General features: G+C 38.3%; 26 protein-coding genes. 7 read left to right on the forward strand and 19 right to left on the reverse strand.

What is annotated here, in order from left to right; genetic code table 11:
* Window positions 1-25: 25 nt before the first annotated feature.
* The 9 genes from V7161_RS07200 to V7161_RS07240 all read right to left on the reverse strand — a co-directional run bounded on the left by V7161_RS07200 (window position 26) and on the right by V7161_RS07240 (window position 7942).
* Window positions 26-169, reverse strand: coding sequence for a hypothetical protein (locus tag V7161_RS07200; protein ID WP_335443542.1), 144 nt, complete (start codon window positions 167-169; stop codon window positions 26-28).
* A 247-nt stretch (window positions 170-416) separates the two neighbouring features.
* Window positions 417-908 (reverse strand): VanZ family protein, encoded by a 492-nt coding sequence (locus V7161_RS07205; RefSeq protein ID WP_335443616.1) that lies wholly within the window; start codon window positions 906-908, stop codon window positions 417-419.
* 140 nt (window positions 909-1048) lie between these two features.
* Window positions 1049-1855 (reverse strand): prohibitin family protein, encoded by an 807-nt coding sequence (locus V7161_RS07210; RefSeq protein WP_335443544.1) that lies wholly within the window; start codon window positions 1853-1855, stop codon window positions 1049-1051.
* A 201-nt stretch (window positions 1856-2056) separates the two neighbouring features.
* Window positions 2057-3064, reverse strand: a complete 1008-nt coding sequence (locus V7161_RS07215) for a DUF3231 family protein (RefSeq protein ID WP_335443546.1) — start codon at window positions 3062-3064, stop codon at window positions 2057-2059.
* A gap of 440 nt (window positions 3065-3504) precedes the next feature.
* Complete coding sequence (locus tag V7161_RS07220; RefSeq protein ID WP_335443548.1) at window positions 3505-3705, reverse strand: hypothetical protein; 201 nt, start codon at window positions 3703-3705, stop codon at window positions 3505-3507.
* Between the two features lie 45 nt (window positions 3706-3750).
* On the reverse strand, window positions 3751-4827 hold the full coding sequence (locus V7161_RS07225; protein ID WP_335443551.1) for a copper resistance D family protein: 1077 nt from the start codon (window positions 4825-4827) through the stop codon (window positions 3751-3753).
* 2 nt (window positions 4828-4829) lie between these two features.
* Window positions 4830-5372, reverse strand: coding sequence for a copper resistance CopC family protein (locus V7161_RS07230; protein WP_335443554.1), 543 nt, complete (start codon window positions 5370-5372; stop codon window positions 4830-4832).
* A gap of 76 nt (window positions 5373-5448) precedes the next feature.
* Window positions 5449-7581, reverse strand: a complete 2133-nt coding sequence (locus V7161_RS07235) for a heavy metal translocating P-type ATPase (RefSeq protein WP_335443556.1) — start codon at window positions 7579-7581, stop codon at window positions 5449-5451.
* The gene (locus V7161_RS07240; protein WP_335443557.1) at window positions 7574-7942 is read right to left on the reverse strand and encodes an ArsR/SmtB family transcription factor; all 369 of its coding nucleotides are present in this window, start codon (window positions 7940-7942) and stop codon (window positions 7574-7576) included. Before V7161_RS07240 ends, V7161_RS07235 begins: the two co-directional genes overlap by 8 nt.
* 186 nt (window positions 7943-8128) lie before the next feature.
* Here V7161_RS07240 and V7161_RS07245 point away from each other — a divergent pair, with 186 nt between their 5' ends.
* From V7161_RS07245 to V7161_RS07255, 3 genes are read left to right on the forward strand one after another with little or no spacing between them, the layout of a single operon-like run.
* Entirely contained in the window at window positions 8129-9142 is a 1014-nt protein-coding gene (locus tag V7161_RS07245; RefSeq protein ID WP_335443558.1) for a multicopper oxidase domain-containing protein, read from the forward strand.
* A 15-nt stretch (window positions 9143-9157) separates the two neighbouring features.
* Window positions 9158-10324, forward strand: a complete 1167-nt coding sequence (locus V7161_RS07250; RefSeq protein WP_335443560.1) for a ZIP family metal transporter — start codon at window positions 9158-9160, stop codon at window positions 10322-10324.
* A gap of 16 nt (window positions 10325-10340) precedes the next feature.
* A complete protein-coding gene (locus V7161_RS07255; RefSeq protein ID WP_335443563.1) occupies window positions 10341-10508 on the forward strand; it encodes a twin-arginine translocase TatA/TatE family subunit in 168 nt (55 codons plus the stop codon).
* Window positions 10509-10562: 54 nt separating this feature from the next.
* On the opposite strand, the gene V7161_RS07260 is transcribed toward V7161_RS07255, so the two are convergent.
* The 3 genes from V7161_RS07260 to V7161_RS07270 form a co-directional block, all read right to left on the reverse strand.
* The gene (locus V7161_RS07260; protein ID WP_335443566.1) at window positions 10563-10790 is read right to left on the reverse strand and encodes a hypothetical protein; all 228 of its coding nucleotides are present in this window, start codon (window positions 10788-10790) and stop codon (window positions 10563-10565) included.
* A gap of 17 nt (window positions 10791-10807) precedes the next feature.
* Entirely contained in the window at window positions 10808-10987 is a 180-nt protein-coding gene (locus V7161_RS07265; RefSeq protein WP_335443569.1) for a hypothetical protein, read from the reverse strand.
* An 85-nt stretch (window positions 10988-11072) separates the two neighbouring features.
* Complete coding sequence (locus tag V7161_RS07270) at window positions 11073-11516, reverse strand: ArsI/CadI family heavy metal resistance metalloenzyme (protein WP_335443571.1); 444 nt, start codon at window positions 11514-11516, stop codon at window positions 11073-11075.
* 182 nt (window positions 11517-11698) lie between these two features.
* Between V7161_RS07270 and V7161_RS07275 the strand changes: the two genes are divergently transcribed.
* From V7161_RS07275 to V7161_RS07285, 3 genes are all read left to right on the forward strand, one after another.
* Window positions 11699-12019 carry an ArsR/SmtB family transcription factor gene (locus V7161_RS07275; RefSeq protein ID WP_335443573.1) on the forward strand — a complete coding sequence of 107 codons (321 nt, stop codon included), beginning with the start codon at window positions 11699-11701 and terminating at the stop codon, window positions 12017-12019.
* Between the two features lie 78 nt (window positions 12020-12097).
* Window positions 12098-12265 (forward strand): hypothetical protein, encoded by a 168-nt coding sequence (locus tag V7161_RS07280; RefSeq protein ID WP_335443575.1) that lies wholly within the window; start codon window positions 12098-12100, stop codon window positions 12263-12265.
* Between the two features lie 20 nt (window positions 12266-12285).
* Complete coding sequence (locus V7161_RS07285; protein WP_335443577.1) at window positions 12286-13152, forward strand: permease; 867 nt, start codon at window positions 12286-12288, stop codon at window positions 13150-13152.
* A 383-nt stretch (window positions 13153-13535) separates the two neighbouring features.
* On the opposite strand, the gene arsC is transcribed toward V7161_RS07285, so the two are convergent.
* The 4 genes from arsC to V7161_RS07305 all read right to left on the reverse strand — a co-directional run bounded on the left by arsC (window position 13536) and on the right by V7161_RS07305 (window position 16067).
* On the reverse strand, window positions 13536-13955 hold the full coding sequence (arsC, locus tag V7161_RS07290; protein ID WP_335443578.1) for an arsenate reductase (thioredoxin): 420 nt from the start codon (window positions 13953-13955) through the stop codon (window positions 13536-13538).
* A gap of 13 nt (window positions 13956-13968) precedes the next feature.
* A complete protein-coding gene (locus V7161_RS07295; RefSeq protein WP_335443580.1) occupies window positions 13969-14610 on the reverse strand; it encodes an MIP/aquaporin family protein in 642 nt (213 codons plus the stop codon).
* A gap of 21 nt (window positions 14611-14631) precedes the next feature.
* Entirely contained in the window at window positions 14632-14979 is a 348-nt protein-coding gene (locus tag V7161_RS07300; RefSeq protein ID WP_335443581.1) for an ArsR/SmtB family transcription factor, read from the reverse strand.
* A gap of 209 nt (window positions 14980-15188) precedes the next feature.
* Entirely contained in the window at window positions 15189-16067 is an 879-nt protein-coding gene (locus tag V7161_RS07305) for a DMT family transporter (RefSeq protein ID WP_335443583.1), read from the reverse strand.
* A 115-nt stretch (window positions 16068-16182) separates the two neighbouring features.
* Here V7161_RS07305 and V7161_RS07310 point away from each other — a divergent pair, with 115 nt between their 5' ends.
* Window positions 16183-17052: a LysR family transcriptional regulator gene (locus V7161_RS07310; protein WP_335443585.1), complete on the forward strand. Its 870-nt coding sequence runs from the start codon at window positions 16183-16185 to the stop codon at window positions 17050-17052.
* A gap of 41 nt (window positions 17053-17093) precedes the next feature.
* On the opposite strand, the gene V7161_RS07315 is transcribed toward V7161_RS07310, so the two are convergent.
* The 3 genes from V7161_RS07315 to V7161_RS07325 all read right to left on the reverse strand — a co-directional run bounded on the left by V7161_RS07315 (window position 17094) and on the right by V7161_RS07325 (window position 19293).
* A complete protein-coding gene (locus V7161_RS07315; protein WP_335443588.1) occupies window positions 17094-17483 on the reverse strand; it encodes an MmcQ/YjbR family DNA-binding protein in 390 nt (129 codons plus the stop codon).
* 75 nt (window positions 17484-17558) lie between these two features.
* A complete protein-coding gene (gene hpaB / locus V7161_RS07320) occupies window positions 17559-19010 on the reverse strand; it encodes a 4-hydroxyphenylacetate 3-monooxygenase, oxygenase component (protein WP_335443591.1) in 1452 nt (483 codons plus the stop codon).
* 166 nt (window positions 19011-19176) lie between these two features.
* Window positions 19177-19293, reverse strand: coding sequence for a YjcZ family sporulation protein (locus V7161_RS07325; RefSeq protein WP_335443594.1), 117 nt, complete (start codon window positions 19291-19293; stop codon window positions 19177-19179).
* Between the last annotated feature and the right edge of the window lie 413 nt (window positions 19294-19706).

Raw genomic sequence — 19706 nt, forward strand, 5'->3', positions numbered from 1 at the left:
ATTAGGGGCTTGACCACAGTCACCCCTAACCGATGAAGGAAATAATAGATTCGGCATTGCCTGCAAAACTCCCTGCAGCAAAAATAACGGTGCCAAGAATCAAAAGAATCCCGCCAAACTTCGGCAATACTTTACCACGAATAACCATTTGATTTTTTAGCCGGTGCAAATTTCCCGACCCATTTCCATATCTATTACAAAGTTATAGTTATAATGTACCAGTCTTATAGTTAAGTGGAAAGAAAATATTTACAATTTTCATAAAAAACAGGAGCCGCTTATACGCTTGCCCCTGTACTTTGATTATTGGAGCCCTCGACAGTTCCGGTGAACCTCTTTTCAGAACTGTCTCAGGCACTCTGAATAAAACATCGCCATAACAAAAAAACCAAGGCTTCCCCCTTGGTTCCTTTCAGCTATTTATTTTTAGTCCTGCGGCCGCGAAATTGATTAATAACATAATAGATTCCGATGCCCAATAGCGCTCCCGAACTATCGATGAAAACATCCTTCACCTGCGGGCCCCGGCCTGGTACAAATATCTGGTGTATTTCATCGGACGAGGCGTAAAGGACGCATATCCCCTGAGCTAGAAACATCATCAAACCGCTTAATTTTCCGCCTCTCCTCAAAGCATGCACCGTCAATACAGCAAGCACCAAATAAGCAAAGAAATGTGCATTTTTTCTCACCACATGATTGACCATTTCCATGTTTAAATCTGCTCCCGGTTTCACTTTGTTCAAGGTCTCGAGCACTTTCTCGGTCACTCCCATACTAAGAGAGTTAGATTCAGTAGCAGGTTGAGCGGACATATTAAATATAAGAAACATCCAAAGGAATACCAATAGCCAAGGTAATAGGGCTTTGATCCTCTGATTAACAGATACCGTCTTTTCCATTCCCATTTGCAAGTTAATTTCCCCTAAATTATTAAGATAAAACCTATTCTATCATTTTTTTAAAAAATGTCCTATTAACATAGCACAATTCCCAGCCAATCCCAAAAACATAAAAAAGAGAAGTGCAAAGAACACTTCTCTTAAAATCACTTTTTCGCACCAGCCCCGCTCAAATCAATAAACGGTGTTGCCCCTCCCGTTACGCTTGGCAAACGCCCATCCCATTTTTCCAAAGCTTTCTCCTGCACCTCGATTTGCTTCAATTCAATTAACTCAGGAGTGACTTCCTGCTTTTTCAGCTTTAATGCTTCCGCCTCAGCACCGGCCTGCGTAATTTGCTGCTGGGCTTCGATTTTAATTCTTTCTAAATCTCTTTGGGCCTTTAACGCATTTTGTTCAGCGGTTTGTTTCTGTTCAATCGCCTTATTGAATTCCTCGCTAAACGCAAATTCCTTAATATTGATATCTTCCAGTTTCATATAATACTTGGTTAGTTTTTTCGCCAGCATATCCTTCACCTGCGCCGAAACCTCCGGCCGTTTCGAAATCAGCTCTTCTGCAGTGTACTGCGCCGTAATCGCCTTAAGGGATTCGGCAATGGCCGGGTCGACAATGCGGGAGCGATAATCCAAGCCAATTTCTTGATAAAGCTTATTCACGGCCTCTGGATCTACTGAAAAGTTAACAGCCACCTTTGTCGTCACCATTTGCAGATCCTTAGAGGCAGCCGACTGCGAGCTTTCTTCCTTTTGAACCCGGACCTCGACCTCTTGAACAGATTGAAGAAACGGAACCTTAAAGTGAAGCCCTTCTGTTAAAATCGTTGGCTTAACCTCACCCATTTGCAACAAAACTCCCCTATTCCCAGCAGCAACCGTAGTAACCGAAGCAGCAATAAGACCCAAGACAACGACCACGATAATACCAGTAACCACATATCGTGTGTACTTCATGCTTACTCCCCCTCTACAAACGGATCATGCAAAAAGAGTTACATTTAGATAAATTTATGAAAATAGTACCAAATTTATACAATATTTTGTTGTTTGCAACAGTCGATTTCTCTTAAGGTACAGAAAAGTAAAAATGAGTATGGAGCACTTCTCCATACCCATTTTTGAAACGAAAAGTTAGATCCCTTGTTTAATTTAAACCTAATTTTCTGCCAACTCCTTCCTATTCGGAGCGTGTGGTGGTTCTTCCATCCATCCCCTTTCTATCAAAATGTCGGTTCCCTCTTTCCCATACTGCAATATTTCAGGAATTAGTTTTGTATATTCAATAGCAAGGTCTATTCGTGCTGATGTAGCTATTGCATGACCGATATAGGTTATTCCTTGTGTATTGAGTATAGTTACAAGGTTCATGATTAGCTTTTCTGAAAAAGGAGATACAGTAGAAGTTGACACTTCTGAGTTAACCATTATAGTGCCAAGCAAATCATCCTTAATTAAAGTATCGTTTAGGAAATGAATTTGTTTTTGAGCTAAGTCTTTTCCTTTTGTCAAAAACTTTTTTATTTGTTCATCTTTCACAACTTGAATAAATCCTGTGAGTAAGACTACAGCAAAATAGTTCCTTTCAATGTTAAAAAATATTTCAGATAGTTCAAGAACATTTAGAGGGCGTTTCTTTTCGAACCACTTGGATAAAAATGTTTCTTTATTTTTAACAAATTCAACTTTATCGGGATAAGGAATCATTGTTGGGCGATCGTATATTCCTTTAGAAAGCATTAGATTTACTGATGTATTATAAAGATCCAATGAGGAAGTTAAACACTTAGAGAAGAAAGATCGAATATCTTCGCGGGCAACATTAGAAACTAGCATACTATAGGACATTAAACACATACGACTCACCCCGTAAGCGTAGCTTACAGGAAATAAACCGAAAAACAAAGGTGGGGCTGAAAGATCAATGTCTTCATCGGTAAATCCCTTGGGTATAGGGAATTTCTCCTTTTCAAAAATATTCTTGATTTCCTCAATATGTTTTTGTGATAAATCTAATGTTAGTTTAATTATGGGTTTAACATCTTCATCGTTCGACTGTTGGAGGAAATGCTTAGAGAGACAGATAGATAAGCTATCCATAATATAAGTAGCCCATAATCCTGCAATTTCTGTTGATGATAAACCAACATTATGTTTTGTTTTCATTGAGATCTCCTCTTAATATTGGATTTTTCTAATTTAAGTATTACTCTTACCAAAACAACTTATTCTCCATTTCATATTTGTGTAGAATAAGCGAAAAGGCTCAGTATAATAAACTGAGCCATTTTATTTTTAATTGCAAAAACAGATACAAAAGGCAATGAATTTTCGGTTTTTTGCGATAGGAAACGGAAACCGTCACTAGTCTATAGTCTCTTTTTTATGGGGAATTATTTATATTGTCTTTCAAATTTTAAAGTCTTATTGATGAGTAGGAAGAATCCGCAAGAAAAATGAATACCACCAATTCCGAAACTCTTGCCAAAAGAAATCCCCGTCGGAATGCTATGAATGAGCAAAGCAAGGTTTCATCAGACAAAAAATAAAAAAGATTCGGCCAGGTGCCGAATCTTAAAACTCATGAATTTCTATTTTTAAAGCATTCATTTATTCGATTTTGCATCCAAAGGTTCAACATCCTGCTTTAACATGAAAAAGGTACACACGCCTGATAGGAGTGCCCCTCCGACAGCTATAAGTATACGCGATTGAAGCGGTACGGCTGAATGATACTTTCCCAGCATCCATATCGCCAAAACAGCCACAAGTATCATAGTAGGTATTACAATTTTGGATCGGTTCATGCTGACACTTCCTTTATTCTTGTTTTCAACGTAAATATAACCTGTTCAAATGGACAGGGACATGTTCAAACCAAAATACAAAGCAACAATAAAACCAACACCAAACACTACTCCCAATATAGGCTTATACCTTTTAAAACTAATGATAATCAATAATAAAAATAGTATAGACATAATGATTAGCAATCCCGATTGGAATGAGGGTACTAAATGCAGCTGTAATGTTGAAAGGATATTCTTCCCCAATAACCATTCTACCCATTTAGATGCACCCTCCGACTTCACAGTGAATTCTACTTCATGTGGTGGCGATAACGTTCCCATCACTGCTGTAAAATAGAAGACAATGTATAATATAATGCTTTCTGCCTTTATCCATGGTTTAGGATTGAAAGAGGGAAGTTTTAATGCTTTTCTTGAAAGTACACCATTTATAAAGGCAAAAACCAACACAGGGATGATACTAATATGCTTTAAAAGGAGCATTTGTCCATATGGTAAAACCCAAGATTTTGCATAGTCTTTAGGGTCAACAACAAATAACATTAGGTAGATTCCACTAAAAATAATGATGACAATGCAGAAAACGGCAAAGGGAGTAAACCACCGTAAAAATTTAGACCAATTGGGTTCTTCTTTGGAGAACCAAGCAGCATGAATCAATATGCCTGTCCATAATGTAATGATTAAAAAATGTGTGCTATGTGATAGCAAGCCAGGCCAAAACGAAAGAGAGGCCACATGGCTGGAATATCCAACAGCAGCTATCATCAATAATAGAAATAGGGATTGCACGTATTTTGAGCCTTTTAGCAAAATGGCTAGATATAAGAATGTGGACATAAACCCGATAAAAATCCAAGCTCTGCCAACTTGAAAGTCAAATAAGACGGATTTTATCGCTAATACAAGGCCGACTCCACCTTGGAAATAAGCAACCGTCTGAACGATCGGTCCTAAAGAGAAAATAATAATTCCAAGTGTCGAAAGAAGTAAAACAGGTATTGGAATATTTACTTTAGGTTTATTTGCTTCAGGTACAAATTGTAAAGCAACATGTCCGACAAGAATAGAATACAATAAATAGTTTCCGAATTCTGCAATAGGAATGAAATAACTCATCATTAGCGCTTCTTTCTAAATAACAAGAACAACCCGATGACTAAAATGGCGACGAGGGCAACCGTTATAATGGTTTTAAAATTAATGGATGAATCAGTTGCTTCCTTATTGGTTTGATCCTGTTGTGTATGATCTTTTTTAGTTTCTTCTTTTTTTGTCGTTACTGGAGTTTTGGTTTCCGATTGTTCTTGTTTTACTTCCTTCTGTACAGTAAAGGGAATTTCTCCTTTTAAGGGATGCCCATCTTCACCAGCAATACTCCATTGAATCGTATAGGCGCCATTTTCTAAGGGTGATGATAAGGTACCTATTAATTGATTTTCTTTTGGGGCCACACTAGCTAGGGGTATTTCCTGGCCATCTTTTACTAATCTCATTGTACTTAAGGATTCAATCTTACCTTCATATGTAATGACAATTTCTTTAAGGTCTTCTTTAACAGCTTGTCCTGAAGTAGGATTTGAAGAAGTTATTTCTGTATGTGCACTTGCGATCGTAGGAATCATTACCAGCATTCCAATTAAAATGAATAGTAGTTTTTTCAATTCAAATATCCTTTCTTTTCACAACAATTTTTCTATAAATCCCATTAAAAGGCCTCCCATAATGGGAAGCCTCATGTTATTTATCTTTAACTCGAAGAAGCCGTAAACCATTAAGTGTAACGATCAGTGTTGCTCCCATGTCTGCAAAAATCGCGATCCATAATGTTAGCCACCCTGGAATAACTAATAACAGGGCTAACAGTTTGATTCCAAGTGAGAACGTGATATTTTGTTTGATGATAAATAAGGCTTTTCTACTTAACTTAACTGTAAATGGCAGTTTGCCTAAATCATCAGCCATCAAAGCAATATCGGCTGTTTCGAGAGCCGTATCCGTCCCAGCTCCTCCCATAGCAATACCGACAGTGGATGCTGCTAAAGCCGGAGCATCATTCACACCATCTCCCACCATGGCCACACGTTCGTATTTATTTCTTAATTCTTTAATAAAGGTAAGTTTATCTTGAGGTAAAAGGTCTGCCTGAATATCAGAAACCCCTACCTGATGGCCAATTGCATGAGCAGTCCCTTTATTATCGCCAGTTAACATAATTGTTTTTTGGATACCTAACGAGTGAAGTTTTTGGATAACCGATTTGCTGTTTCCTCTCACTTCGTCCGCAACTGCAATGAGCGCTAATATTTCTGACTCAGAACCAGCTGCCATAACCGTTTTGCCTTTGTTTTGCAGGTCGGAAATGGTCGTTTTAAGATTTGATGGAATTCCGTTAGATAAAATTTCATCGAACAAATTAGGACTGCCCACATAATACACTTTATCGTTGACTCTACCTTTGATCCCTTTACCTGTAATGGAAGAGAAATCTTCAATAGCAAGGTCCTGATAAGGTAAATTTTCCCGCTCGGCCTTTTTCATAATTGCTGAAGCCAATGGATGCTGCGAACCATTTTCTAAAGCAGCAATAATGGCAAGAAGATCATTTGCATTTGTATATCCTTGAGGAAGATAATCAGTGACAACTGGGATTCCTTCCGTTAATGTCCCTGTCTTATCAAAGGCGATCGCTTTAATCGCTCCCATTTCCTCTAAGTGGATTCCACCCTTAATCAATACCCCATTTCGGGCTGCATTACCTATTGCCGTTACAATCGAAACAGGAGTAGAAATAACCAGTGCACAAGGACAGCCTACCACTAAAGCTGCTAGACCTTGATAGATCCATTTACTCCAATCCCCATCAAATAATGGTGGGATTACAGCAACTAATAAAGAAACCAACATGATGACAGGTGTATAATACTTAGCGAAGCGATCGACAAATGCTTGAGATGGAGCTCTTTCTGCTTGAGCTTCTTCGACAAGATGAATGATTTTTGCAATCGTTGTATCGTCCACGTGTTTCGTAACTTTAACTTCAAGAAGCCCTTCTTCGTTAAGAGTTCCCGCGAAAACTTCATCATCCATTGTTTTAGAAACAGGGACAGATTCCCCTGTAATCGCCGCTTGATTGACAGACGATAATCCTTTTACAACCGTTCCATCCATGGCGATTTTCTGCCCAGGCTTTACGATTAAAATATCGCCGATTCGGATATCATCCACTTCAATGCTAAACTCCTGATTACCCCGACGAATTAACGCTTCCTTTGGAGCAATATCCATTAAGGAACGAATCGATTGTCTCGCTTTATCCATCGAGTAAGACTCTAGAACCTCACTAATGGCAAACAAGATGACAACGGTAGCGGCTTCTCCCCACTCCCCGATAATAGCGGCTCCAATGACAGCGATGGTCATCAAGGTTCTCATATCAAAATCTAAACGGAATAAGTTTTTCAATCCCGTGGTAAAAAGGCGATAACCACCAATTAAAATAGCAGCACCATAAGCTAAAATCGAGGATATACTTTCTTCCCCATTCATTTGTGCAGAAAACCAGCCAATGAGCAAGAAAACCAATGAGACAATAACATTTGAATGTTTTTTCAAGAAAGGCTCTTTTTTCTCTTCAAATCTTTGTTTTTCAGGAATGACTTTTATATTTTCAAAGGCCCCTGCTTTTTCTAATTCCTCAATTGTTGTTTCACCATAAACCGTCAGTTTAGCAGCTCCGAAGTTAACACTTGCATTAACAACACCATCCAGGTGTTGGACGTTCTTTTCGAACTTAGTCGCACACCCTGCTCAGGTGAATCCCTGTACACGGAAAACGGTTTTTTCGATTGATTTATCAATTGCCTCACTCATGAGATTTCACCTCCTTTTGATGTTCAAAAGCAATTTGGATCAATTGTTTTACATGGTCATCATCTAAAGAATAGAAAACCAATTTGCCTTCTTTTCGATATTTCGCTAGTCCTAAATTTCGAAGAAGTCGTAAATGATGAGAGGCAGTTGCCGTTGTACTCCCTACGATGTTGGCCACATCACATACACACAATTCCTCTTCCTCCGTTAAAGCATAAGCAATCTTAATCCTAGTGTCGTCGGACAACGCTTTAAATATTTGTGCCACAGACAAAGTATCTTGTTGTGAAATTGATTCTCTTACTCTTTTTACTTTATCTCCATCCACGCAGGTTACTTCACATACGTCTTCATGTTTCATAAAGTCACCACCCAACGTTCAAATGTCTATTTGATTATCAGTATATGGATCTTTGTTAAAATGGTCAAACAATTATTTGAATGTTTTTCCGAATTCGTATTGACAAAAAGATTGTCTTTGTCTTAAAGTATTGGCAAATACAAATAATTTTGCATTAAGGAAACTTTTTTAGAGGGAGGTAAAAGCATGTCACACAATAAAATTTCTCGGCGAGATATGTTAAAAATCGGTACTACTGGGGCATTAGGAATAGCAGGAAGTATTTATTTAAATAAAGTATCCCCATTTACTGGAGTCGCTCATGCTGAAAATCATTCATCCAGTCATAATCATCATTCTACAAATCATTCCAACATGTATGATTCTTCCAAAACAGAAGGTTATAAGATGGCCAAACACCTATTAACCGAGTTTGATTATGGAAAAGTAACCAAGCAACTAGACGGTCGGACTTTGCGCGAATATGAAATTGTAGCAATTGACAAGGAAATTGAAATTGCAAATGGAATCAAGTTCCCTGGTTGGACCTATAATGGAACGATTCCTGGGCCAACATTTCGTTGTACCGAAGGAGATCTTTTACGATTCCATTTCGTTAACCAAGGAAGTCATCCCCACTCTATTCATTTTCATGGAATCCACCCCCCTGAAATGGATGGATTAGCCCCTATCCCCCCAGGTCAATCCTTTACGTATGAATTTGAAGCAAAGCCATATGGATTGCAGCTTTATCACTGCCATGTTCTACCCTTACGGAGACATATTCATAAAGGGCTATATGGAAATTTTATTATTGATCCAAAAACACCAAGGGAACCTGCTTTGGAATTAAATATGGTCATGAATGCATTTGATTTGGATTTAGATGGCGCAAATGAATTTTATACGGTGAATGGGTATGCGTTCGCCTTTATGAGTCATCCAATAAAAATCAAAAAGAACGAGCTTGTCCGCATCTATTTAAGTAATTTCACCGAATTTGATTTATTAAACTCCTTCCATTTACATGCAAACTATTTTTCCTATCTTCCTACTGGCAGAAATGACAACCCTTCACAGTTTACTGATACGATTATGCAATGCCAAGGTGAACGTGGAATTATAGAAGTGCGATTTCCATACACAGGAAAATATATGTTTCACGCTCATGTTAGTGAATTTGCCGAACTTGGCTGGATGGGATTCTTCGAGGTTGAATAGGAAGGAGTGTAAATCATGAAATCAAAATGGTTGATTACTGGTCTCATACCACTGGTTCTTTTAGTGCTTGTATTGGGATGGGTATTTAAAAACGGGGCAGGTGTAGAACGTGATCCTGCTGCTCCTATTGAAGTGCTTAATGTTGAACAAATTAAAATTGTACCATCAGGATTTGAGTTGGATATCAGCAATACTGGACCAGAAGCATTGACAATCTCCCAAGTGATTGTGGATGATTCTGTTTGGAACTTTTCGATGGCGCCAAGTTCAACACTTAAACGGTTTCAAGATGGAAAGGTAACCATAAATTATCCGTGGGTTGAAGGTGACCCCCATACAATTCTATTAATATCTGAAAATGGAATCATAACGGAAGCTGCAATTGATGCCGCTACCTTAACCCCGGAATTCTCATGGGATAATGTGTTGAATTACGGATTTATCGGTTTTTATGTAGGGATTGTACCTATTACTTTAGGATTATTATGGTATCCGTTTATGAAACGTTTGAAAAAAAGCTGGATTAATGCCATTCTTGCTCTCACGGTTGGTCTTCTACTATTCTTATTCTTTGGTACGTTATTTGATGGATTTGAAATAGGTGCTGAAGCACCGTCTGTATTCCAGGGCAACATGGTGGTAATCATTTGTACAGTTCTTTCATTTTTATTACTGGTTGGATTTGATCAATATCAGCATCAAAGACAAAAACGAACGGGTTATTCACCATTAGGAATTTCATTATTAATGGCAACAGGGATCGGTCTTCATAATTTTGGTGAAGGATTGGCTATTGGATCATCATTTGCTCTTGGTGAAGCTGCGTTGGGCACATTTTTAGTAATAGGCTTTACTCTGCATAATATTACTGAAGGGATTGGGATTGCCGCTCCTTTACTTAAGAGTAAGCCTAAAATTAGTACATTTGTTTTATTAGGGGCGATTGCAGGTGCCCCTGCGATATTGGGAACTTGGTTCGGAGGGTTTATTTTTTCACCAATTTGGGGTGCAGTATTTCTAGGAATAGGTGCAGGTGCTATTTTACAGGTCATATTCGTTATCTCAAAAATGCTTATGGAAGAACAAAAAAAGAATAATAAACCTGTTGTTTCGTGGATGAATTTTGTAGGGTTTACTGCTGGTATATTAATCATGTATTGTACGGCTTTTTTTGTAAAATAAACAGGGGGAATATAAAATGGGGAATATAGGAATCAGTGGTGCGGTATTAATTTTTGTTCTTGCATTAATTGTTTTTGGACCTAAAAAACTCCCAGAGCTCGGTCGTGCGTTGGGATCTACACTTAAAGAATTTAAAAAGTCAACAAAGGGATTAATCGATGAAGATCACGAAAAAGAAAAATAAATATTTTTTAGGTGGTTCGTAGATTTACACGGCGAACCACCTTTATATATATAATTAAGCTTCTTCCAGTTTACTTACCAAATTTCCAGAACTAGTGCTTGTGACGTTTTCTTTTAAAACACTCATACCATGGGGGTATTCATCATTAATAATAACGTTAGAGTTACTCTGTGTAGAAATATCATTAGTTGCTTGTGGGTCATTTTTCAAAAAAATCACCTTTATTCTTTCTTCATGTTTTTTAAAAGCCTTATAAATGTTACTTTTAACAGGTAAAAACATTTATTACCTATTCATTTTTAGATAACAGTTACAGATCCAGGAGTTCTTATCTCAAGTGGGTCTTGTGATTTTACAGGTTGATTCACTTCAATAATCGGTTCATTTGATTCATTACCCGAAAGATCATTAATTGGACTCATTTCTGTTGGTACACCCATGTCTTCCATTGCTGAAGGGGAATTTTTTTGTTTAGCCATAAGAATCACCTCCATTATTATTATTTCTATTTTGAAATCAATTAAAATAAACCCTCCAATCTAAATTGTGGTAATTAGAACTTATTTAACAACAGGAGGAATTTTTAATTTCTACATTTGATGATGGTGTTGTTGAACAGCATGTCTTTTCAGAAACCATGGTCTCTACATCACCTTTTGTATAAAAAAATTCCCATTCATTCCCATCAGGATCAGTTACCCAAAATTTATCTTGAGTCGCATAGCAACAATTTACCTCCATCTCTTCACGAGCAAAGAACCCTAATTTCTCTAAACGGTCTTTATGCTGTAGAACTTCTTCATGATTTTCCACTTGAAAGCCGAAATGTCCCACTTGGTTGCCCGAAACTTCATCCTTAACATTTAATGTGAAATTGAGAGCTGGATCATCAAGTAAAAACTTCGCATAATCTGGTTTTACTTTTACTGGCTCTGAATGAAATACTTTAGAATAAAATTCAATCGACTTACTTAAATTTGTGACATTAATCCCTACATGCATTTTCATCGTAAATCCCTCCCAATTTTATAAATCAACTTTTTTTGATTTAACAATTTAAGTATATTAGCAATTTTTTCTAATTACAACTCATAAATCAAAAAAAATTGATTAATATTAATTGACACAAGAAAATATTGGTTATAATATAAATGTATCAAGATTATTTGATTAAGAAGCAGGTGAAAAATGTGAACGAAGAAATCCAATTACAGGACATATCCTTAGAAAAAATTTTTGAAAAATACGAGTCAAAATTTAAAGCGATTGCCGATAAAAAGAGACTACAAATCATGAATATTTTGACGGAAAAAGGAGCCATGTGTGTCTGTGATCTTGCTCCAATGATGGATATGGCGCAATCAAAGCTTTCTTATCATTTAAAGATTTTATTAGATGCCAACATTATCACAAAAGAAACCCGGGGAACCTGGAGTTACTACGAGTTGAATCAAGAAGAGCTTAATCATTTGTTATCCCATGAACTTTGTTGTTTATTCAAACCGTCCTAAAGCTAATTTTTTTAACAGATTCATCAATTTTTTTTGATTAATATATCAACATAATTTGATTAATAGGAGGAATTTAGGATGTTTAATGATTATTTAGTATTTCAGATGATGAAATTACGTCAGGAAGAAATCGAGAGGAAAGCGAACGAAGCTTGGAAATATTATGATCAAGCCGAGGATAAAGAATTAATAATGCACTCAAGCCCTTCAGTGAACCCATGCTGCCAGTGTGCGTGTGCACAGTAATATATAGGAGGATTAGGAAAATGTGGTTAGACACTATCAAAAGTTTTTTATCGATTGCACTTGAGTTAACGGTCCTGTTTATCGTCATATCCTTTTTAGTTAGTCTTCTACAAGGTTATATACTTTACGAAAAAATTGAAAAAAAGCTGGCAGGAAAAAATAGATGGATCGCTGCCTTTGCAGCTATTGTGTTTGCCTTTATTACCCCCTTTTGTTCATGCTCAACCATTCCTGTTGTGGTAAACATGTTAAAAAAGAAAATGCCTTTTGGCATCGTCATGATTTTTCTTTTTGCCTCTCCTGTCCTAGACCCAACAATTCTAACTCTTATGGGGGTAGTATTAGGGTGGAAAGTGACAGCTGTTTACACTGTTCTAACCACAATATTTTCAATTATCATTGGCTTTACACTTGAGAAATTAGGTTTCGAAAAATCAGTAAAAAATGTGGTGATGACGGGTTACGAGGAACAACATCAAAAATTTAATGTTAAATTGGCAATAAAGGAAACCCTTAATCTAATGAAAAGTGTTTATCCATATTTAATTATCGGTGCTGCCATTGGGGCTGTCATTCAGGGTATAGTTCCTACAGAATGGATTTCAAGTGTCTTTGGCCGTGATCACTGGTGGTTGATTCCTATTGCCGCCATTATTGGAATTCCTTTGTACATCCGCCTTTCGAGTATGATTCCGATTTCTCAAATTCTCATAGCAAAAGGAATGGCATTAGGACCTGTAATGGCGATGATAATTAGTTCCGCAGGAGCAAGTCTACCTGAAGTAATACTATTAAAATCCATCTTTAAAAAACAGCTGGTTGTTACTTTCGTCCTTTCAGTATTCGTCATGTCCACTATTTCAGGATTTATTTTTTACCTTATATAATAACCATGGCCACAGAAGACGGGACCTTCTGTGGCCGTAGTTTATTTAGCAAGCTTAGCAAGCTTTCATTAACAACATCTTCCTGTATCACCAATCATTGAAATCCCTTTTCCATCCCCGCTGCGATCCAGAATAAGGTCTTCTACATTTGGTTCAATGATGGGATCAATAGCCACCTGAATTTCATTAATTGTAACTAGTATATCATCTGCTTCTGGCTCATCCAGAGCCAGTCCAATTCTCGGCTGTCCTCAGCCAAAGCCATCAAAAAAGATGCGAATGGTCTGAGCGTTCTCTTCTTTGAACATTTGTTTAAACATATCACGAGCATCATCTGTTATTTTCATGTCCAATGCCTCCTGTTGTTATAATACCTTCTTATTTTACTCACCTGTTTCAGAAAAACGCTTAATTCGGTCTCCGATTTCATCACGGACACGTTGGAAGAATGCCCATTTTTCTGCTTCTGTTCCTTCTGCTTTTGCAGGATCGTCAAATCCCCAGTGAACTCGTTTAACATGTGGAGGTGTGACAGGGCAGTGATCTGCTGCATGTCCACATAATGTAACCACTAAATCTGCGTTATTTAGAATTTCAGGATCGATAACATCAGATGTTTGATTTGAAATATCAATACCAGTTTCTTTCATTGCTTTTACGGCATTTGGGTTTAAACCGTGTGCCTCCAGACCAGCACTTTTTACTTCCCACTCATCAGCTAAATAGTTTTTAGCCCAACCTTCTGCCATTTGGCTTCTGCAAGAATTTCCTGTACATAAGAAGTAAATTGTTTTTTTAGTCATGATGTATGCTCCTTTATTTTTCGTGAAGTATTTTATAAATCAATGCCGCACAGCCCGCTCCTAAAATAGTTGCGACAATATACACCCATAAATGCTGAGTTGTTCCTGATACAAGTGCTGGCCCAATGGATCTTGCCGGATTCATTGAGGCTCCGCAGATTGGACCCGCGAACATAGCTTCTAAGCCGACAGTTGCACCTATAGCAATTGCGGCAAAGGATTTAACAGCTTTCCCATGTACAGCAGAGCCGAAAATAACCATCATTAAGAAAAATGTAAGGATAAATTCCAACACAAAAGATTGTGACCAGGAACCGTTTGGCAGGGTGGCACCGAGTGCTGCGACATTTCCAAATAAGCACAACAAAGTTGCACTAGCTGCAATTCCTGCCATGATTTGAACAATAATATAATAAAGTGCTTCCTTCTTCGTTATATCCCCATGGATTAAAAAACCGATAGTAACCGCTGGATTAAAGTGGGCGCCAGAGAGATGGCCAAAGGTGAAAATCAAAGCCGTTACCACCAGCCCAAATGTAAGCGCGACGCCTACATGAGTTAAACTTTTAGTAATCGAATCGATTACAACTGCACCCGTTCCAGCAAATACAAGAAAATAGGTTCCTAAAAATTCGCTGATTAGCTTTTTTCTCATTAAAGTTTTATCCCCTTGATGTTAACAACCACAACGAAGAGTAGGGTTGCTTTTCTCAATCTGTTTTATTTTCTCTGTCTGAACCGGTACATGCTCTAATATATCTTCAATAAGTCCATATAGGTCGCTCTGTGAATTCAAGGAATAATAGATCCAGTGTCCTCTGCGCTCCTCTTTAACCAACCCTAAATCCTTCAGTTTTCGAAGATGCTGACTGATTGACGGCTGACTCATATCAAACACTTCCAGAAATTCACACACACAGCATTCTCTTTGTTTTAATATAGCCACCATGGTTAAACGTGTTTTATCGCCTAATAGTTTTAAAACATTAGCTGCCCTTTCAACAACAACTTTCGATTTCAACATATTAAACACCTCCAAACATATAAACAAATAATAATTTACTTATATAAAACATAGCATTATTACCATTCACTAGAGTTCTACTCGCATATTAACATATAACTATATGCTTATATATTAAATCTACTTTCAATTGTTTTCAATCACTTTAATGTTAAGTTATCGTAAATAAAAAAGATTGAGAACCGTAGTTTTCAATCCTTTCTTTGGAATTATAATTTTATTTCCTTAAGTAAAAATTGTTTTTTAGATATAGAGTTTGCAATAAAAACACCAGCTAATATAAGCAACGCACCAATATAACCTTGCAGCCCCATAATTTCATGGAGAAAGAGATAGGCAAATACGGCTGAAAAAATCGGTTCGAAGGAAAAGAGAAAACCCGTGCTTTCAGGTGTCGTGTACTGCTGCGCAATGGTCTGCATGACAAAGCCATAGGCAGAGGAGATGAGCGCCAGACCAAGCAGTGCAAACCAATGAATCGCTTCATGCGGCAAAACAGGTGTTTCAAAGATAAAAGTCCCGATAGTGGCATAAAGGCAAGTAAATCCAAGTTGAAAAATCCCCAGCTTTAATGCATCAACCCCTCGTGCAAAGTGGTTGGTGACGACAATGTGAACCGCATAAAGGAAGGCGGCAGCCAAGCAATATAGCGAGCCGTTAGCAAAAATAAAATCATCCCGAATAGTAAGGAACGCTAAGCCGATCGAAACAACCAGAACTCCCGATATAATTTTATTACTTGGCCTTTTTCGGGTAATAAACGCTTGTAAAATCGGCACTAAGATCACGGTTGTACTCGTCAAAAAACCTGCAGATGAAGCGGTGGTATTTTTCATACCATACAATAGTGCCAGGAAAATACCGAATAACAGCGCGCCGACAATCGCACTGTATTTCAAAGTTTTAGCATCAATACGAATCATTTTTTTGAAAAAGATCGCCATCATTACGATAAAGGCAATTCCAAATCGTAAGGCAATAATGGTTAATGGAGATACCGTATCCACACAGAGTTTCATAAAAATATAAGAAGTTCCCCACCCCATCGAAACCGTAGCTAATATCAGGTTTGCCTGTTTTTGCGTCATCATTTTCGCCCCAAACTTTCAAGATTGGCTCTATCGTATCACCCGCATTTACATTAGTAAAACGAATAATTATAATGGAACTATTAGAATTCCTTATACAAAGGGGCCCGCAGGGATGAATTCATATTACGCTTTTATCAAAGCGATCGAAACAGGCAGTTTTACCAAAGCAGCGGAAGAGCTGGGCTATACGCAATCCGCCATTAGCCAAATGGTCCATTCCTTAGAAGAAGAACTTTCTACGACTCTTATTCTTCGCTCTCGGACAGGTATTACGCTGACACCGGATGGCGAGGAATTCTTACCTTTTATTAAAAACATTTGTAATTCTCATAGAGAACTGCAGGAAAAGCTTAAAGAGATGGAAGGACTGCATAGCGGACTTATTCGCATCGGCACCTTTTCTAGCGTTTCTTGTCATTGGCTGCCCGGTTTGATGAAGGATTTTAAGAAACAATACCCGGCTGTACAGTTCGAGTTACATCAAGGGGATTATACGGATATTTCCCATTGGATTAAAGACGGGAGCGTGGACTTTGGCTTTGTGAACCCAAAGGCAGTCTCGAACCTAACGACCATTCCCTTGAAAGAAGATGAGATGCTCGCCGTATTACCAACCCAACACCCTTTAGCCGCTCATCCCAAAGTCTCCTTGAAGGAATTAACCAAGGACCCTTATATCCTTTTAGATGAGGGCGAATTTAGTGAACCATTAACGATTTTTAACCAACATAACTTTCAACCCAATATTCAATACCGTGTATATGATGATTATTCGATTATGTCGATGATCGAACAAGGGCTTGGCATTTCCATTTTGCCAAAGCTTGTCTTAAGCAGATGTCCCTACCAGATTGTCACAAAACCCATCTCGCCAGCTGTTGTTCGGACTATCAGTCTAGCATACAAGGACAAGAGAGTTTTGCCGATTGCCAGCAGGTATTTTATCGATTTTATCATCGAGAAGTATAGCAATCCCATATGAAAAGCGTTCCTCTTATAACAGGAACGCTTTTCATATACGAATCAATGGATTTCCTCATTGGAGATTAATTTGACCAAACGCTTCGGCGCCGCCCGGCAATAGCCTTCATAAATGTACCCCTTAAGCTCTTCCCAGTTTTGATTTTGAGCGATGTAACGAGAGGTCCATCCATGCTGGCCGATATAAGGTGTCTTAAAATACCCTGGCTGCTGAATCAAAAACTCTTGTGTGGTCGGCAAAGTTTTAATCGCTGTCGAAACACCCTCCTTATTCTCCCCCATCATGACAAACGGTTTATCCTTCACGCGGAATGAAGTATGGCCAAAGCCATCGATTTCCTCGGTGACCTCAGGCAGTTCCATACAAATTCTCCTAATCTTATCCAGTACCGCTAATCCTTCATTGGATGAAATCTGTTTATGGTGTTCCATCAATTTAGCCCCCTATTATTGTCTAAATAAAATCATACCCCAAAGAAGGCTAAAACTTCCATATACACAATCTGTTCAACATTCATTTTCCAGATTTAAAAAGTCACTAATTCCCTTAACATGTTCCCCTTTAGGATAGTTATGGTACAGTAGACTCGCTAACCTCACCGGATCGCCAAAGAAATACCGTTCATAATGCGTTTGTCTAGTGCCGAAGGAGCTCATCGTCAAATCCCATGCTAAGCGGAAGATTTTCACTCGGTCGTCTGCGGGCTTGCTTGCCCCTTGCAGATATTTAGCAAGATCTGATCGAATTTCAGATTGAAAGTCTTTTTCGGTTGGCAGCGATATCATTCCGCTTGCCCCGATTAACTGAATGATTTCACTAAAGCGGGGATAAATCCGCGGGAAGACGCTATTGGCCACTTGAAGAGGGATCATACTCGGTCTCATAAATCCCCATTCATCTAGAGCCGCATCATTTTCGGATTTCTCTATGAGTGCTTTCATCGTTTCAAGACCAGTAATGATTTCAGACAGCTTTTCCTGAATATGCTGATACTCACTGACATTAATCGTCTCGACCAACAGTTCGGCGACGCCGAGCATAAATTCTGTTTTGGCAATCTGCCTTGTCACCGCTTGATGCGTAGCAAATGGCTGAAACGAGCATCTCTGCATAAATTCAGTAGCCGCCTCGACATTATCGTAAAAAAAGACGCGTTCCCATGGCACCAAGACATGGTCAAAAACAAGGATTGTATCCATCTCTTCGTATCTTGAACTAAGCGGATGATTAAAAATCGATTCACCACCGACAAACGATTCGCGGCAGATAAATTTTAATCCTTTTGTATCTGTGGGAATCGAAAAGGCAAATGCTTCATCTGTATCAAAGTACATTCTTGGTGCATTATATACCAAGATTTCATCTGTTAATCCTCCTTGAGTTGCCAGGAGGCGGGCCCCATGAATCACGATTCCCTTTTCATTTTTATCAATGATCTTAGCCGAAATCGGTTCCTTTGAACTCCCATAATAGAGCTGGGAACGATTCACCTGCGGGGTAATAAAGGTATGGGTAAAAGAGAGGTCGTTTTCCCTGGCTCGTTCGTATAACGCCTGTATATTTTCAGGAAAACAATTCTCTTTATTTTTTAAAATGTCCTTGGAGGAGGCGAAGCTCATAACCACCGAGTTCATGTAGTCAGGACTTCTCCCCATCATGCCATGCGTTTGCCTTGCCCAGATTTCCATCATCCTTCGCCTGCGCCGTAAATCCTCTTTCGTTTTTGGCTGCAAAAAAGAAAGACCAATTGACTCCTTGGTTTCGGGTGATGTATAGGTCATGATCTCTTTTAGATCAGCGTTTTGCTGTAAATCATAAAGGTATGCTTTCGTTTGCAGGATCCCTTTGAAAGCTGGATGTTCAGAGATGTTACCGGCTATTCTTTTTCCGTCATACCAAATTTCCGTCTTCATCCGATTTATACGCTCGATAAATTCCTTTCCGTTTATAGCACCCATAATTCCACTCCCATATTTGTACGAGTATAGCTAGTTTTATATTATTGACAAACAGTGAAGCCTGTTCCTCTTTTTTCAGAAAGGATAAGCCTTGATTTTTTTTTCAAAAATAAAAAAGGGCACGATTCTAGTTTGAATCGTGCCCTCTCTTCACCTGGTTAGCCCATTACAAGAATGAAGCACCAACGATGATTAACAGAATGAACAATACTACAATCAATACAAAGCTGCCGCCGCCATAGCCGCCGCCGTAGCCATAACCGCCGTATCCGTACCAACCCATACTTTTCACCACCTAACTGAAAAATATTTTTCTTTCAATTCTATATGTATTGCGAAAGACAAGTATTGATTGGACAAAATCACTATGATTTCGACAAAATAAGTAATTTGACTAAAAAGCTCAGCATTTTTGGATTCGACTTGGCAGGATTAAGTACTATACGCATTTGACTGGAGGCATATGGGACAAAGCACTTTGATATCTTCATGAAATGTCCCATAGACCGGTTCTATGAGTAAAAGCCGCATTGAAGTCAGCTCAAAATGTCCCATAGACTGACTCTATGGGACAAAACCTCCTTGATTCCTTCTAGAAATGTCCCATAGATTGGTTCTATGAGACAAAACCTCTTTGAACTCATCTTGAAATGTCCCATAGACCGTTTCTATGGGACAACACCTCTTTGAACTCAT

The sequence above is a fragment of the Neobacillus drentensis genome (assembly GCF_036965425.1).
Lineage (GTDB): Bacteria > Bacillota > Bacilli > Bacillales > Cytobacillaceae > Neobacillus > Neobacillus drentensis_F.

Bases quoted from the DNA above. Each gene is read 5' to 3' on its own strand.
- V7161_RS07205 (WP_335443616.1), bottom strand. From the start codon at position 908: ATGGGAATGGAAAAGACGGTATCTGTTAATCAGAGGATCAAAGCCCTA.
- V7161_RS07210 (WP_335443544.1), bottom strand. From the start codon at position 1,855: ATGAAGTACACACGATATGTGGTTACTGGTATTATCGTGGTCGTTGTC.
- V7161_RS07215 (WP_335443546.1), bottom strand. From the start codon at position 3,064: ATGAAAACAAAACATAATGTTGGTTTATCATCAACAGAAATTGCAGGA.
- V7161_RS07220 (WP_335443548.1), bottom strand. From the start codon at position 3,705: ATGAACCGATCCAAAATTGTAATACCTACTATGATACTTGTGGCTGTT.
- V7161_RS07225 (WP_335443551.1), bottom strand. From the start codon at position 4,827: ATGAGTTATTTCATTCCTATTGCAGAATTCGGAAACTATTTATTGTAT.
- V7161_RS07240 (WP_335443557.1), bottom strand. From the start codon at position 7,942: ATGAAACATGAAGACGTATGTGAAGTAACCTGCGTGGATGGAGATAAA.
- V7161_RS07245 (WP_335443558.1), top strand. From the start codon at position 8,129: ATGTCACACAATAAAATTTCTCGGCGAGATATGTTAAAAATCGGTACT.
- V7161_RS07250 (WP_335443560.1), top strand. From the start codon at position 9,158: ATGAAATCAAAATGGTTGATTACTGGTCTCATACCACTGGTTCTTTTA.
- V7161_RS07255 (WP_335443563.1), top strand. From the start codon at position 10,341: ATGGGGAATATAGGAATCAGTGGTGCGGTATTAATTTTTGTTCTTGCA.
- V7161_RS07260 (WP_335443566.1), bottom strand. From the start codon at position 10,790: ATGTTTTTACCTGTTAAAAGTAACATTTATAAGGCTTTTAAAAAACAT.
- V7161_RS07265 (WP_335443569.1), bottom strand. From the start codon at position 10,987: ATGGCTAAACAAAAAAATTCCCCTTCAGCAATGGAAGACATGGGTGTA.
- V7161_RS07270 (WP_335443571.1), bottom strand. From the start codon at position 11,516: ATGAAAATGCATGTAGGGATTAATGTCACAAATTTAAGTAAGTCGATT.
- V7161_RS07280 (WP_335443575.1), top strand. From the start codon at position 12,098: ATGTTTAATGATTATTTAGTATTTCAGATGATGAAATTACGTCAGGAA.
- V7161_RS07285 (WP_335443577.1), top strand. From the start codon at position 12,286: ATGTGGTTAGACACTATCAAAAGTTTTTTATCGATTGCACTTGAGTTA.
- arsC (WP_335443578.1), bottom strand. From the start codon at position 13,955: ATGACTAAAAAAACAATTTACTTCTTATGTACAGGAAATTCTTGCAGA.
- V7161_RS07295 (WP_335443580.1), bottom strand. From the start codon at position 14,610: ATGAGAAAAAAGCTAATCAGCGAATTTTTAGGAACCTATTTTCTTGTA.
- V7161_RS07300 (WP_335443581.1), bottom strand. From the start codon at position 14,979: ATGTTGAAATCGAAAGTTGTTGTTGAAAGGGCAGCTAATGTTTTAAAA.
- V7161_RS07305 (WP_335443583.1), bottom strand. From the start codon at position 16,067: ATGACGCAAAAACAGGCAAACCTGATATTAGCTACGGTTTCGATGGGG.
- V7161_RS07310 (WP_335443585.1), top strand. From the start codon at position 16,183: ATGAATTCATATTACGCTTTTATCAAAGCGATCGAAACAGGCAGTTTT.
- V7161_RS07315 (WP_335443588.1), bottom strand. From the start codon at position 17,483: ATGGAACACCATAAACAGATTTCATCCAATGAAGGATTAGCGGTACTG.
- hpaB (WP_335443591.1), bottom strand. From the start codon at position 19,010: ATGGGTGCTATAAACGGAAAGGAATTTATCGAGCGTATAAATCGGATG.
- V7161_RS07325 (WP_335443594.1), bottom strand. From the start codon at position 19,293: ATGGGTTGGTACGGATACGGCGGTTATGGCTACGGCGGCGGCTATGGC.